The 13,838-nt window shown below is 63.3% G+C and carries 11 protein-coding genes; 6 read left to right on the top strand and 5 right to left on the bottom strand.

Annotated features, from left to right (window positions below; all coding sequences use genetic code 11):
* Positions 1–121: 121 nt before the first annotated feature.
* Complete coding sequence (locus ABD842_RS06465) at positions 122–745, bottom strand: RNA polymerase sigma factor (RefSeq protein ID WP_345111686.1); 624 nt, start codon at positions 743–745, stop codon at positions 122–124.
* Positions 736–1,857, bottom strand: a complete 1,122-nt coding sequence (locus ABD842_RS06460) for a glycosyltransferase (RefSeq protein ID WP_345111683.1) — start codon at positions 1,855–1,857, stop codon at positions 736–738. Before ABD842_RS06460 ends, ABD842_RS06465 begins: the two co-directional genes overlap by 10 nt.
* Before the next feature lie 169 nt (positions 1,858–2,026).
* Between ABD842_RS06460 and tgt the strand changes: the two genes are divergently transcribed.
* From tgt to ABD842_RS06445, 3 genes are all read left to right on the top strand, one after another.
* Positions 2,027–3,157: a tRNA guanosine(34) transglycosylase Tgt gene (gene tgt / locus ABD842_RS06455; protein WP_345111679.1), complete on the top strand. Its 1,131-nt coding sequence runs from the start codon at positions 2,027–2,029 to the stop codon at positions 3,155–3,157.
* Between the two features lie 123 nt (positions 3,158–3,280).
* Positions 3,281–4,357, top strand: coding sequence for an LptF/LptG family permease (locus ABD842_RS06450; RefSeq protein ID WP_345111677.1), 1,077 nt, complete (start codon positions 3,281–3,283; stop codon positions 4,355–4,357).
* A gap of 86 nt (positions 4,358–4,443) precedes the next feature.
* On the top strand, positions 4,444–5,376 hold the full coding sequence (locus tag ABD842_RS06445) for a DMT family transporter (protein WP_345111674.1): 933 nt from the start codon (positions 4,444–4,446) through the stop codon (positions 5,374–5,376).
* 6 nt (positions 5,377–5,382) lie between these two features.
* Here the strand turns inward: ABD842_RS06445 and ispE are convergent, their stop codons facing one another.
* Positions 5,383–6,195: a 4-(cytidine 5'-diphospho)-2-C-methyl-D-erythritol kinase gene (gene ispE, locus ABD842_RS06440; protein WP_345111671.1), complete on the bottom strand. Its 813-nt coding sequence runs from the start codon at positions 6,193–6,195 to the stop codon at positions 5,383–5,385.
* A 141-nt stretch (positions 6,196–6,336) separates the two neighbouring features.
* Here ispE and ABD842_RS06435 point away from each other — a divergent pair, with 141 nt between their 5' ends.
* Genes ABD842_RS06435 through ABD842_RS06425 form a run of 3 tightly spaced genes read left to right on the top strand, consistent with a single transcriptional unit; the run spans position 6,337 to position 8,832 of the window.
* Positions 6,337–6,993 (top strand): sugar transferase, encoded by a 657-nt coding sequence (locus tag ABD842_RS06435; protein ID WP_345111668.1) that lies wholly within the window; start codon positions 6,337–6,339, stop codon positions 6,991–6,993.
* The gene (locus ABD842_RS06430; RefSeq protein ID WP_345111665.1) at positions 6,990–7,685 is read left to right on the top strand and encodes an acetyltransferase; all 696 of its coding nucleotides are present in this window, start codon (positions 6,990–6,992) and stop codon (positions 7,683–7,685) included. The genes ABD842_RS06435 and ABD842_RS06430 overlap by 4 nt, the downstream gene beginning before the upstream one ends.
* On the top strand, positions 7,678–8,832 hold the full coding sequence (locus tag ABD842_RS06425; protein WP_345111663.1) for a DegT/DnrJ/EryC1/StrS family aminotransferase: 1,155 nt from the start codon (positions 7,678–7,680) through the stop codon (positions 8,830–8,832). The genes ABD842_RS06430 and ABD842_RS06425 overlap by 8 nt, the downstream gene beginning before the upstream one ends.
* A 74-nt stretch (positions 8,833–8,906) precedes the next feature.
* Here ABD842_RS06425 and ABD842_RS06420 read toward each other — a convergent pair whose 3' ends face one another.
* On the bottom strand, positions 8,907–12,107 hold the full coding sequence (locus ABD842_RS06420) for a TonB-dependent receptor (RefSeq protein WP_345111660.1): 3,201 nt from the start codon (positions 12,105–12,107) through the stop codon (positions 8,907–8,909).
* 542 nt (positions 12,108–12,649) lie between these two features.
* Positions 12,650–13,771 (bottom strand): trans-sulfuration enzyme family protein, encoded by a 1,122-nt coding sequence (locus ABD842_RS06415; RefSeq protein ID WP_345111658.1) that lies wholly within the window; start codon positions 13,769–13,771, stop codon positions 12,650–12,652.
* Between the last annotated feature and the right edge of the window lie 67 nt (positions 13,772–13,838).

Here is a 13,838-nt window from a genome sequence, read left to right as displayed (position 1 = left end):
CTCAGCCATCAGCACGCGACATACCTCGGCTTCGCACCGCATGACGTTCTAGTTTATCAGCTCACAAAAAAGCCCCGGCTCGCGCCGGGGCTTCAGTATTTGCAAAGCAAGCAGCAGTACCTTAAATGATGTGCTTCTTGTTTTTCACCATGTCATAAAGCAGCTCCCGGGCGCGGTGCAGCTGGGCCTTGACGGTGCCGAGCGGGGCTTTCAGCTCGGTGGCAATTTCCTCGTAGCTCAGCTCGTCGAAGTAGCGCAGCGTCACCAGACGCTGGTATTTGTCAGGCAGGCGGGCCACCACGTGCTGCATGATTTCGATCTTCTGGTTTTTGATGGCCGTCTCCTGGGGGTTCAGGTTATGGTCGCGGAAGTCGATGGTGATTTCGTCGCCGTTGTCAATCTTGATGGCCGAGTCGATGGACATCGTCTTGATCTTATTCTTGCGAATAAAGTCGATGCAGTTGTTGGTGGCAATGCGGAACAGCCAGGTGCTGAAGGCGTACTCGGGGTTGAACTTGTGCAGGTTCCGGAAGGCTTTGGCGAAGGCTTCGATGGTAAGATCTTCGGCATCATCGGGGTTGCGCACCATTTTGAGCACCACGTGATACACCGGCTTCTTGTAGATCTGCATCAGCTCGGCATAGGCCTTCTCGTCGCCGTGCTCCACAGCGGCCCGAATCAGCTTGAAGTCGTGCTTGGCCTTGGCCGAGAACTGTTTCTGAATTTCCTGATTGTTTACTTCCATCGGAGGTTGCGGTAGAGGAACAATGAAATTCCCAAGGCGAGATAGTGAAAAAAATAAACAACGTCGAGTAGAGGCAGCCAGACGGCCGGCAGCGGATCATCGAGCCTACGGCCGAGCTTCGCATACGTGATGCAAATGGCTGCCGTGCGCGCACCCCACAAGACGGCCAAAGGTACCCAATCGGCGCGGGAAAACAGCAACGCTACTGCAGTGATATAAAAAAGCAGATTAGCACCAATAAAGTTTCCAATCCGCAGCCTATCCGCCAACCGGTAGCCCCTGCCCGCCGACAGATGCCGCCGTTTCTGCCGCCACCACGCGCGCCACGTCGGGGCCGCTTCGGTGAGCGTGTGGGCCGCCGGCTCGGCTACCACCGTGGCCCGCTGCCCGTGCTGCACGGCGTCCTGCACCAGCAGGTCGTCGTCGCCGCCGAGGCTGCGGATGTGGGAAGCAAAGCCTTTGGTGGTGCGGAAGCAGTGCTGGGTGTAGGCCAGGTTGCGGCCCACGCCCATGTAAGCCCGGCCCCGCCACGCGAACGACAGATACTGCGCGCCGGTCAGCAAGGTTTCAAACCGGATCAGCTTATTTAAAAAGCCCGGCCCGGGCACGTAAGGTGAATACCCCAGCACCAACTCGGCGGGCCGGGCAAAGCCGCGCTGCATGTGGCTGATCCACTGACTGGTGGCCGGAATACAGTCGGCATCGGTGAAGAGCAGCTGCTCGTGGCGGGCCGTTCTGATACCCAGCGTGAGGGCGTATTTTTTGGGCGAAAGTCCGTCCGGAGTCCGGTCTACCGAGACCAGCCGCACGTTGGGATAGTACTGGGTAAGCTGCTGCACGTAGGGGGAGGTGTCGTCGCCGGACCGGTCGTCGATGAGGATAACCTCGAAGCCCGGCGCGTAGTCCTGCTGGAGCAGCAGCGGCAGCAGGCGGCGCAGGTTTTCCAGCTCGTTGTGGGCGCACACCAGCACCGACACGGGCCCGGCCGCCGCGGCCGCCGTAGGCTCGGCGGGCCGGCGGGCAAAGGGCAGAAAATAATAGCCCACGTAATACAGCTGCACCAGCACACACAGCGCGAGCAGCCACAGAACGGGAGAAAAGGGAATCAGCAAAACGAGGGAGCAAGGATTGGGCCCGCGAAAGTACGCATTGAACCGGGGGCGCGGGTTACCTTTGCAGTCATATCAGTTGCCAGTTGCGGGCTGCCAGTTGCCAGTTTGTTCTTTTAAGGAACGTCTGCTAACTGGCAACTGGCAACCCGCAACTGGCAACTCAAGCTCTATGACCTTCGACCTCGTCGCCCACGATCCGCAAACCAAAGCCCGCGCCGGCGTCGTGCACACCGCGCACGGGGCCATCGAAACGCCCATTTTCATGCCCGTGGGCACGGCCGGCACCGTGAAAGCCGTGCAGCAGCGCGACCTGGTAAGCGACGTGCAGGCCCAGATCATTCTGGGCAACACCTACCACCTGTATCTGCGCCCGGGCCTGGACGTGCTGCGCGCCGCCGGCGGCCTGCATAAGTTCAACGGCTGGGACCGGCCCATTCTCACCGACTCGGGCGGCTACCAGGTGTACTCGCTCAGCGGCACGCGCAAAATCAAGGAGGAAGGCGTCAAGTTCCGCTCCCACATCGACGGCTCGTCCCACCTGTTCTCGCCCGAGGGCGTGATGGACATTCAGCGCACCATCGGGGCCGACATCATCATGGCTTTCGACGAGTGTACGCCCTGGCCCTGCGAGTACGACTACGCCAGCCGCTCGCTCGACATGACCCACCGCTGGCTGAAGCGCTGCATTGCGCAGTTTGACAGCACCGAGGGCCACTACGGCTACCAGCAGACCCTGTTTCCGATTGTGCAGGGCAGCACCTTTAAGGACCTTCGCATCAAGTCGGCAGAGTTCGTGGCCGAGCAGGGGCGCGAGGGCAACGCCATCGGCGGGCTGAGCGTGGGCGAGCCGGCCGAGCAGATGTACGAGATGACCGAGCTGGTCTGCGACATTCTGCCCAAAGACAAGCCCCGCTACCTGATGGGCGTGGGCACGCCGGCCAATATTCTCGAAAACATTGCGTTGGGCGTGGACATGTTCGACTGCGTGATGCCGACCCGCAACGCCCGCAACGGCATGCTCTTCACCACCCAAGGCATCATCAACATCACCAACAAGAAGTGGCAGCTCGATTTTGAGCCGATTGATGCCACGCTGGGTGGCTACGTCAGCACGTTCTACTCGCGCTCCTACGTGCGCCATTTGTTCCAGAGCCAGGAGATGCTGGGCCCGCAGATTGCCTCCATTCACAACCTGTCGTTTTACCTGTGGCTGGTGAAGCAGGCGCGGGAGCAAATCGTGGCCGGCACCTTCCGCGAGTGGAAGGAGAAGATGGTGAAGCAGGTGATGACGCGGCTGTAATGATTGGTTGTTGGTTTTTCGTGGCTGGTTTTTGGCTTTACCGGCAGCACCAGCTGGATTCTTCTTCATCCGACTAGTTTCCCGAAACAACCAAAAACCAAAAACGAATAACCAACAACCAACGTGAAGCTGCTCGACAAGTACATTATCCAGAAGTTCCTGACCTCGTTTTTCTTCGTGGTCGTGGTGCTGGTGGCCGTTATCTGCGTGATTGACTTCACGGAGAAAAACGACGACTTCATCCAGCACGACCTGTCGGCGGGCAAGATTATTTCGGAGTACTACCTCAACCTGTTCCCCTACTACGCCAACCTGCTGAGCCCGATTACGGTGTTTATTTCGGTGGTGTTCGTGACGGCCCGGCTGGCGGCCCGCACCGAAATTGTGGCGATTCTGGCCAGTGGGGTGAGTTTTAAACGCCTGCTGCTGCCCTACTGGATGGGGGCCGCCGTTATCAGCGCCGTCACGTTCGGGCTCACGGGCTGGGGCATCCCCAAAGCCAACAAGACGCGGGTGGAGTTCGAGAAGAAGTACATCAAAAACCCCTTCCGCTACGACGCGCGCAACATCCACATCAAGATCGGGCCGAAGAGCTACGTGTACATGGAAAGCTATGACAACACCAGCAACATCGGCTACAAGTTCGCCCTGGAAACCATCGACGGCACGCTGCTGAAGCGGCGCATGACGGCCGACGCCATCAGCTGGGACTCCACCCGCCGGGCCTGGCACCTCTCGCCCCAGCTGGTGCGCACTTTCAACGGCGCTCAGGAAAGCCTGCGCACCGTGCCCCCCCGCGACACCACGCTGAACCTGTTCCCCAAGGACTTTGCCAGCACCTACCGCCTCTCCGAAACCCTGACCCTGCCCGAGCTGAACGGCTACATCCAGCAGAAAATCGAGCGGGGCGCCGACGACACGCAGGTGTACCTGAGCGAGAAATACGAGCGGTACGCCTACCCCTACGCCATCTTCATCCTGACCACCATCGGCGTGGTGCTGAGTGCGCGCAAGTCGCGGGCCGGCGTGGGCGGGCAGATTGCGCTGGGCTTCGTGCTGGCCTTCATCTTCATCATCTTCGTGATTCTGAGCCGCAACCTGGCCCAGGTCGGCGACATGCCCCCGATGCTGGCGGCCTGGGTGCCCAGCATCGTCTTTACCGGTATCGGGGCGGCCCTGTACCGGTTTGTGCCCCAGTAAAAGCCTTGGGCTGGCAGCTGCTGGCTGTTCGCTTCTGGCCCCGAAAAACAGCCCGCCGCCAGCAGCGGCGGGCGCCACGCCCGACCATGCTCAAAGACTACCTGCGTCTGCACTTTATCGTCCTGCTCTGGGGCTTCACGGCCATTCTGGGCAAGCTTATTTCGGTGCCGCCGGTAGAGCTGGTATTCTGGCGGACCCTGCTGGCCGCCGCCGGCCTGGCCTTATTGCTCACGCTGCGCAAGCAAGCCTGGCGCATTCCCGGGGCCGATGCCGCGCGGCTGCTGGGCGTGGGCGCGCTGGTGGCAGCGCACTGGATTACCTTCTTTCTGGCCGCCCGCCTCTCGTCGGTGAGCGTGTGCCTGGCCGGCATGGCGACCCTGGCGCTGTGGACCTCGCTGCTGGAGCCCCTGCTGCTGTGGCGCCGCATCCGGGCCTACGAGGTTTTTCTGGGCCTGCTGACCATGGTGGGGCTCTACCTGGTGTCGCAGGCCGAGCTGGGCCAGCTGCTGGGGCTGAGCGTGGCCATCGTGTCGGCGGGGCTGTCGGCCCTGTTCAGCGTGCTGAACTCGCGGCTGGTCAAGCAGCACCCGCCCCTGCGCCTTACGTTCTACGAAATGCTGGGGGCCTGCCTGAGCATCGTGCTGTTTATGCCGCTCTACGCCCGCTATTTTACCGACGGCGCGGGCCTGCAGCTCACCTGGCACGGCTACGACTGGCTGTGGCTGCTGCTGCTGGCCGGGGTGTGCACGGTGTACGCGTTTTCCTCCTCGGTCGAGCTGATGAAGCGGCTGTCGGCCTTCGTGGTCAACCTGACGGTGAACCTGGAGCCCGTGTACGGTATCATCCTGGCCGTTATTCTGTTCTGGCTGCACGTGCCGGGCTTTGCCAGTGAGCGGCTGTCCGGGGGCTTCTACCTGGGCACGCTGGTTATCCTGTTCAGCGTCCTGATTCACCCCGTGCTGGACCAGTGGATGAAGCGCCGCCAGCGCAGGGCTGAGGCGGCCGAGGCGGTAGTATAGTTCGCCTTAGAGCCTTCCGTCCCAGACCAGGTGCCCGGCCGCTACCGGCACGGCCGGCGCCGCTTCCCGCCCCGGAAACAGCCCGTACACCGCCGAGCCTGAGCCCGACAGGCTGGCGTACGCCGCGCCGGCCGCGTACAGGGCCTGCTTCAGCTCCCCCAGCACCGGATACAACGGCGTCAGGGCTTCCTCGAAGTCATTGCTGACGGTTTCGCGCCAGGTTTCCATGGGCCGGGCCAGGCTCTGGCGCAGGTCGTGGCGGGGCGGCTGGGCCGTGACGCGGGCATACGCCTCGGCCGTGCTGATGTGCAGGCCGGGGTAGATGACCTTGCAGGCGGTGCCGGCCAAAGGCAGGTCAATGGCCTGAAAAACGTCGCCTTTCTCGTAGGCCAATACCGGCTGGTTGCGGATAAAAAAGGCGCAGTCGGAGCCCAGGCGGCGGGCGTAGCTTTCCAGCTGGTCCAGGGTCAGCGGCAGGGCAAACAGCTCGCTCAGCGCCCGCAGGGCAAACGCGGCGTCGGCGGAACCGCCCCCCAGTCCGGCCCCGATGGGCACGGCCTTGTGCAGGTGCAGATGCACGGGCGGCAGCTCAAAGTCGGCGGCCAGCAGCGCGTAGGCCCGCCGGCAGAGGTTGGTGGCCGGGTCGCCGGGAATCGGGAGGCCGGTCAGGGTCAGCTGATCTTTGGGCGCCGGCACCACTTCCAGCGCATCGCACCAGGGCAGCGGCACAAACACCGATTCGAGGTTGCGGAACCCATCGGGGCGCTGGCCCGTGACGTAGAGGCCGAGGTTGAGTTTGGCGTTGGGGAAGACGAGCATAGGCGGCAGCGGGCAAGGCGGGCCCGACCCGGCGGCAGCAAACGGCGCTCCGCCGCGGCGCGGGGCCGCAAGCTACGGCACGGCAGCAGAAAAAGGATATTTTTGACCCCGGCCCAAGTCTGTCGGCCCTGGCTTCTGCGTATGTTCACCACCCACCCCACCACCTGGTACCGCGCCTGGGGCAAGCGCAGCCTCGACGTGCTGCTGGCCCTGCCGCTGGCGCTGCTCACGCTGCCGCTGCTGCTGCCGGCGGCCCTGGCGCTGGCGTTCCAGAACCGGGGGCAGGTGCTGTTCCGCCAGCTGCGCCCCGGCCGGCAGGGCGTCCTTTTCCCGCTCTACAAGCTCCAGACCATGACCAACGCCCGCGACGCCCACGGCCAGCTGCTCCCCGACGCGGCCCGCCTGCCCCGCCTAGGCCGCTGGCTGCGGGCTACTTCCATTGATGAGCTGCCCCAGCTCTGGAACGTGCTACGCGGCCACCTGAGCCTCGTCGGCCCCCGCCCGCTGCTGCCCCAGTACCTGCCCCTGTATTCGGCCGAGCAGGCCCGCCGCCACGCCGTGACCCCCGGCATTACGGGCTGGGCCCAGGTGAACGGGCGCAACGCCATTTCCTGGGAGCAGAAATTTATTTACGACGTGTGGTACGTCGACAACCTCTCCCTGGGCCTCGATCTGCGTATTCTGCTACGCACCGGACGGCGCGTGCTGGGGGCCCACGGCATCAGCGCGCCCGGCCAGGCTACCACCGAAGCCTTCCGCGGCTCCGCTCCTTCTTCCTCTTCGAACTCCGCCTTATGACCCAGCTTTTCTTTTCCGAATACCACGACGAAGACGACCCGCCACTCCGGCCCCTGGTGATAGTGGGCGCCGGCGGCCTGGGTCGGGAAGTGCGGGTGCTGGTGCAGCAGCTCAACGACCACCACCCTACCTGGAACCTGCTGGGCTTCTACGACGACGTGCGGCCCGCCGCTGCCCTGCCCCTGCCCTACCTGGGCTCCATAGCGGAGCTCAATGCCACCCCCGAAGCCGTAGCCGTGGCCGTGGCCGTGGGCAACAGCCATTCCCGCACCACCGTGGTGGCCCGCCTCACCTCCCCGCACCTGTCGTTTCCCTCCCTGATTCACCCCAGCGTGGCGCAGGCGCCCTATCAGCAGCTGCACATTTCCGAAGGCTGCATCATCACCCAGGGCTGCATCCTGACCACCGATATCCAACTAGGGCGGCATGTGCTGCTCAACCTGGGCTGCACCATCGGCCACGACGCGGTGCTGGAGGATTTCTGCTCCCTGATGCCCCACGCCAACGTCGGCGGGGAGGCGCACCTGGAGTCAATGGTCTATCTGGGCACCAATGCCACCGTTATCAACCAGGTGCGCGTGGGTGCCCGCACCATTGTGGGCGCCGGCGCCGTGGCCGTCCGCGACCTGCCGCCCGATTGTACAGCCGTTGGCGTGCCGGCCCGGGTAATTAAAAACGGAACCCATGCGTAGCCAGGACTACGACCGCCTATATCTTTCGCCCCCCCACCTGGGCCGGCACGAGCTGAACTACGTCCATAAAGCCATTGAAGACAACTGGGTAGCCCCGGCGGGGCCCAATCTGGCGGGCTTCGAGGCCGACATCTGCCAGGCCGCCGGCGTGGCCCACTGCGTGGCGCTGTCGTCGGGGACGGCGGCCATCCATCTGGGGCTGCTGCTGCTGGGCGTGGGGCCGGGAGACGAGGTGCTGTGCCCCTCGTTCACCTTCGTGGCCACGGCCAACCCGATTCTGTACTGCGGAGCCACGCCGGTGTTCGTCGATAGTGAGGCGGAAACCTGGAATATGTGCCCGCAGCGCCTGCGGGAAGCCCTGGACGACCGGATTGCGCGGGGTAAAAAGCCCAAGGCCCTGCTGCTGGTGCACCTCTACGGCATGCCGGCCCGCCTGCCCGAAATCCTGGCGCTGGCCGCCGAGTATGCGCTGCCCGTTCTGGAAGATGCCGCGGAGGCCCTGGGGTCCCGCTTCGACGAGCAGCCGCTGGGCAGCTTTGGCACGGTCGGCGTGTTTTCCTTCAACGGCAACAAGATCCTGACCACCAGCGGCGGCGGAGCCCTGGTCACCAACGATGCCGCGCTAGACCGGCAAACCCGCTTCCTGGCCACCCAGGCCAAGGACGACGCGCCCCACTACCAGCACTCCGAGGTCGGCTACAACTACCGGCTCAGCAACATTCTGGCCGGCATCGGCCGCGGGCAGATGGAGCTGCTCGATGAGCGGGTGAAACGCCGCCGGGAAATATTTGGCTGGTACCGGAAGCACTTGGCTAACCTGCCGGGCCTGACGGTGGCCCTGGCGGAAGAGCGCCCCGGCAGCCGCTCCAACCGCTGGCTGACCACCATCCTGCTGAATCCGGATGAAACGGCCGTCACGCCCGAAGCCCTGCGCCGACACCTCGAAACCCGCAACATCGAATGCCGCCCGCTCTGGAAGCCCCTGCACCTGCAGCCGCTGTTCGAGCACACGCCCATGTATGGCGGCGCGGTCTGCGCCGACCTGTTTGCCCGCGGCCTGTGCCTGCCCAGCGGCACGGCCATGACGGAGGCCGATCTGCGCCGCGTGGCGGAGGCCCTGCAGGAGGCCCTGCAGGAAGCCCTGTAGCCAAATTTCCTTCCAGCACCAAAAAGGCCCGGCAGATACCTGCCGGGCCTTTTTGGTGCTGGATTTTACCTTGCTTAGTCGAGGATGTAGCGCAGGCCCACCTGGGCGCGCCAGCGGCTGTTCAGGTCGGTGTTGTTGGCAAAAGTTTGGTTGCCCCCGCGGAACTGGTAGGTCGGCACGCTGGTGCCGGCCTGGTAGCCCACAAACTCCAGCGGCCGGTTGGTGGTCACAATCTGGCGTACGCCCCAGTCGGAACTGATCAGGTTGCCCAGGTTCTGCACGTCGAAGCTGAGCTGGAAGATGTGCTTTCGCTGGCTGATCATCAGGGAGAAATCCTGCAGCAGCTTGGCATCGAGCTGGGTGTACCAGGGGCTCAGGTTGCCGTTGCGCTCCGTGTACTGGCCCCGGCGCGTGCTGAGGTACTTATCCTGCCCGATGTAGGCATTCAGCAGCTGCCACTGCTGGTTGGCCGTCACGACGGCGCCCCGGCTGTTGGTGTAGTCCACGAGCTGGATCTGGTCCTGCGAGGCGGGCACAAAAACCAGGTCGTTGCCGGAAAACCCGTCGCGGTTCATGTCACCGGCGTAGGTGTAGGTGAAGCGGTTGCCCTGGGCGGCCTCGAAGAAGAAGCTGACCGTGGTGGCCAGGTGGTCCTGCGCGTAGCTGAAGCGCTTGCCGGCCGCCCCGATGATGCGGTGCTGCAGGCCGAAGTCGCTGTAAGCCAGCTGGGGCTGGTTGGCGTTGCCCACAATCGGGTTGCGCTGAAAGGCGTCGCCGGCAATTTCCCCGGGGTTCGACGTGACGTCCTTGGCCCGCGAGAAAGTGTAGGCCGTGCTCAGAAACAGGCCATTCTCAAAGTCCTTCTTCAGCTGGCCCGTCAGCGAGTACTGGTAGCCTTTCTTGGTGTTTTCGAGCACGATTACGCCCGCCTCCAGAAAGATGGGGTTGCCATCGGTGCCGGTGAAGGTGTTGAGCGACGCTCCGGTGGCGGGGTAAATCAGGCGGTTATCCGCCCCGGCGGCCCGGCTGGTTGGCGTTACCAGGTTGTAGTTGCGGTGAATTGCGGCATTCAGGTCTTTGGAATAAATACCTTCGACCGTGGCCACCACGCCGCCGGGCAGTACCTGGTCGACGGCCAGGTTGGAGCGCCACACCTGCGGAAACTTAAAGTTGCGGGCCGTGCCATTGATCTGGAAGGTGTAGCCGTTGTCCAGCTGGGTGTTGGAGGCCTGGTTGCTGATCCAGACAAACGGAATGCGGCCGGTGAAAATGCCCGTTCCGCCGCGCAGCTGGGTAGTATAGTCGCCTTCCACGGAGTAGTTGAAGCCGATGCGGGGCGACCACAGCGGGGTAGCTTTCGGAAAGGCCGTCAGGTCTACTTTGGCGGGCTGGCCTTCCGAATCGAGGAAGGTGGCGGCGGCAATCTGCGGATTCGGGGCTACCTCGGTGTCGTAAATCGGCATGTCGGCCCGGATGCCGGCCGTCAGCTTGAAGACCGGCGTCACCGTCCACTCGTCCTGGGCGTAGAGCCCGAGCTGGGCCACGTTCACGTCGACGGACTTGATGCGGGCCCGGGCTCCGGCAGCGGCCGTAGCGTTGAAGTCGATGAAAGCCGGGTTTGAGCGGTCCGTTACTTTGAAAAAGTCTTCGACTTCAAAGCGGCCGTAGCCGAAGCGCTGCAGGTTAAAGGCATTCACAAAGCTGAACCGCTCGTAGGTCAGGCCCGCCGTCAGCACGTGCGCCCCGGCGAAGTAGCTCAGGTTGTCGGTAAACTGGGTGATGTTCTGATCGAGGCGGTTTTCGGCCGAAAACTGCTCGGTGCCCACGCTGGCGTAGGTGGTGCCGTTGCGCATGATGTCAATCATCGGGAACAGGTTGGCCTCGGGCAGCTCGCGGAAGTCGCGGAAGGCCGAAAAGCTCAGCTGGGCCTTGTTGCTGAATTTCTCCCCGAAGCGGGAGTTCAGCTCGCCTACCACCGAGTTCAGGTCGTTGTTGATGGTGTAGCCCGAGTGGGCATACTGCAGCACGCTCACGCCCTGCACCCGCGTCGAGTTGGACGGGGAAATGGCGTTGGGGTGGGGTCCCTGCTCACGGAAGCTTTTCAGGTAGTTGTAGCGCAGCGAGAAGGTGTTCTTGTCGTTGACGTTCCAGTCGAGCTTCACCAGGAACTTGTCGCTGGAGGTGCGGTACTTGAAGCCCTGGTAGTCGCCCGGGTCGTAGCCGTACACGCTGAGCAGGCGCTGGCGAATGGCAATCAGGTCACTTTCGAGCACCCGGCTTACCCCGGGAGCATTGCCATTCGTCGCCTTGTCGGCCTCGGCGTCGTCGCGGGCGGGCCGGAAGGTCACGCCCGGGTCGTCGCGGCGGGTGACTTCGGCATTGGTGAAGAAGAACAGCTTGTTTTTGATGATGGGGCCGCCCACCGCGAAGCCGGTCTGGTTGAACTTCAGATCAGGGTTCGAAATTTTCACGTCGCCCACCTTCCTGCCGATCAGCTTTTCGTTGCGCACATACGTGTACACCGTCCCTTTAATGGCGTTGGTGCCGCTCTTGGTCACGGCATTGATGCCGGCGCCCGTAAAGCCGCCCTGGCGCACGTCGTAGGGAGCCAGGCTCACTTCCAGCTGCTCGATGGCGTCGAGGCTCACCGGCTGCGAGTTGGTCTGGCCGCCGGGCGTGGGCGCGTCGAGGCCAAAGGAGTTGTTGAAGATGGAGCCGTCGAGGGAGAAGTTGTTGTAGAGCGTGTTGCGTCCCCCGAAGCTCAGGCCGCTGCTTTGGGGCGTGAGCCGGGTAAAGTCCTCCTGCGAGCGGCTGATGGTAGGCAGCGTGCGGATGGCGGTGTTGTTGATGTTGGTCGAGGCACCCGTGCGGTCCTTGTTGATCTGCCCGTCGCGGTTGCCTTTGATGACCACCTCGCCCAGGGCCTGGGTGTCGTCGGTGAGCGTAACGCGGCTGTCGAAGGTCTTGCCCAGCACCAGCTGAATGCCGGTAGCGGTGTACGTCTGGGAGCCCACAAACGACACTTTCAGCTCGTAGGGGCCGCCCACCCGCATGTTCAGCAGGTTGTACTGCCCGTTGTCGCGGGTGGCAATGCCGTACTTGGTGCCCGAGGGCAGGTGCGTGGCCACGACCGTAGCGCCGGGCACCGGCTGGCCTTTGCTGTCGAGGACCAGGCCCATCATGGCGGAGGTGGTGACCCCTTGGGCCAGGACGCTATTTCTACCCGTGAAAAGCACAAAGCCGAGCAGCAAAAACAGGAGTATTCTGTTTTTCATAAGAAGGGGCTTTTTTATTTATCCGGGGCATTTCCCCGGAATTTCAGGGCAAAGCTAGGTTAAGGAATTGTGTAGTAGGCTTGCCTAACAATTTGATAACAATTAGGAAACATCGGCCTGCCTCGCCTGGGGCCGAATATCCGCCTGATTTGCGTCGCCTATCTACCTGCTTTCCAAAGCCTAACCGCCGCCTGTTTGCTTCCCTTCCGCTGCCGCTCGTACCGACTGGGTACCTACGCAAAGCACTTTATATTCAATAAGCAGCATTTTAACTTTATAAGCATTGCCGCTGCTCTATACTTACTGCCCTACCCAGCATGGCCGGGCATGGCAACTAGCTGGAAAGCACTCCGCCGCCACGTCAGGATCAGACCGTTGCCTCCGAAGTCCACCGCCTCTGCATCCGGACCGGCGGCAGTGGAGCAGCGCGGCTGGGTGGGCTTGCCCGAGTATCCGACTGGGCATGCAGTAGCCCGTGCTGACCAGCAGCCAGCTGTCGGGCCGCGGCATCAGGCGCGGCCACCCAGGATTTGCCGCCGGCGCTAGCCCAGGGCCTGCGCCAGGTCAGCCAGCAACTCTTCCACCAGCTCGATGCCCACGCTCAGCCGTACCAGGCCGACGGTGATGCCCAGGGCCTGCTGCTGCTCGGCCGACAGGGAGCGGTGCGAAGTACCCAGCGGATACGACAAAGAAGAGTCAACCCCGGCCAACGAGGGAGCAAACGGGAACCGCTGACTGCGCCGCATAAAGCGGTTGACCACGTCCGCGTCATCAGCCAACAGAAACGACATCATACCGCCAAACTGCCCCGCGCCCTGCTCCACGGCCAGCGCATGCTGCGGATGAGTTTCGAGCCCCGGATAGTTCACCTGCCGCACCTGCGGGTGTTCGGCCAGAAACCGGGCAATGACTAGGGCGTTGTAGCTGTGCTCCCGCATGCGGATGCGCAGCGTCTTGAGGCCGCGCACCGCCAGCCAGCTTTCCATCGGACTCAGCGTCAGCCCGTAAAACACGCCAATCTGCTGGAGCCGGGCGGCCACGGCCGGGTCGGCTGCCACCACGGCTCCGGCCGTCACGTCGCTATGGCCGGAAATGTACTTGGTGACGCTGTGCAGGGTGATATCGGCGCCCAGCTCCAGCGGGCGGGTGATGATGGGCGAGGCAAAGGTATTATCCACCACCAGCTTCAGGCCGTGGGCGTGGCACTCGGTAGCCAGGCGGCGCAGGTCGGCCACGCGCAGCAGCGGGTTGCTGATGGTTTCGGCCAGCAGCAGGCGGGTGGTAGGCTGCACAAACTGCGCTAACCCGTAGAGCTGTCCGAAGGGCACGTAGGTAACCGCAATACCCATCCGGCTCAGCTCGGCGTTGATCAGGGCCGAGGAGCCCCCGTAGATGTCGGCGGCGCACAGCACATGGTCGCCGGCCTGGCAGAAAACGGCAATGGCGGCGAAAATGGCGGCCATGCCGGAGCCGGTAACCGTGGCCCCCGCCCCTGCTTCCAGCTGATTTATCTTGTCGGCCAGCTCATCCGGGTTCGGGTTGCCGTTGCGCGAGTACAGGTAGCGGCTGCCGGGCTCCCCAAAGTACTGCTCCAGCTCGTTCAGGTCGTCGAACTTGAAAACGGAAGACTGGTAGATCGGGGTGATTTTGGGTTTGATCAGCATCAGCAGAGTTGGTAGAGTCAGGATGCCGCCGGCCGGCGGGCCAGCGGCGTTTTTTTTGCGCGGGGCG

It is taken from the genome of Hymenobacter algoricola, from assembly GCF_039539525.1.
In the GTDB taxonomy this organism is placed as follows: Bacteria; Bacteroidota; Bacteroidia; order Cytophagales; family Hymenobacteraceae; genus Hymenobacter; species Hymenobacter algoricola.
Note: the sequence above shows the minus strand (reverse complement) of the source record. Positions and strands in the feature narration are given on the sequence as shown.

Bases quoted from the DNA above. Each gene is read 5' to 3' on its own strand.
- ABD842_RS06465 (WP_345111686.1), bottom strand. From the start codon at position 745: ATGGAAGTAAACAATCAGGAAATTCAGAAACAGTTCTCGGCCAAGGCC.
- tgt (WP_345111679.1), top strand. From the start codon at position 2,027: ATGACCTTCGACCTCGTCGCCCACGATCCGCAAACCAAAGCCCGCGCC.
- ABD842_RS06445 (WP_345111674.1), top strand. From the start codon at position 4,444: ATGCTCAAAGACTACCTGCGTCTGCACTTTATCGTCCTGCTCTGGGGC.
- ispE (WP_345111671.1), bottom strand. From the start codon at position 6,195: ATGCTCGTCTTCCCCAACGCCAAACTCAACCTCGGCCTCTACGTCACG.
- ABD842_RS06435 (WP_345111668.1), top strand. From the start codon at position 6,337: ATGTTCACCACCCACCCCACCACCTGGTACCGCGCCTGGGGCAAGCGC.
- ABD842_RS06430 (WP_345111665.1), top strand. From the start codon at position 6,990: ATGACCCAGCTTTTCTTTTCCGAATACCACGACGAAGACGACCCGCCA.
- ABD842_RS06425 (WP_345111663.1), top strand. From the start codon at position 7,678: ATGCGTAGCCAGGACTACGACCGCCTATATCTTTCGCCCCCCCACCTG.
- ABD842_RS06420 (WP_345111660.1), bottom strand. From the start codon at position 12,107: ATGAAAAACAGAATACTCCTGTTTTTGCTGCTCGGCTTTGTGCTTTTC.
- ABD842_RS06415 (WP_345111658.1), bottom strand. From the start codon at position 13,771: ATGCTGATCAAACCCAAAATCACCCCGATCTACCAGTCTTCCGTTTTC.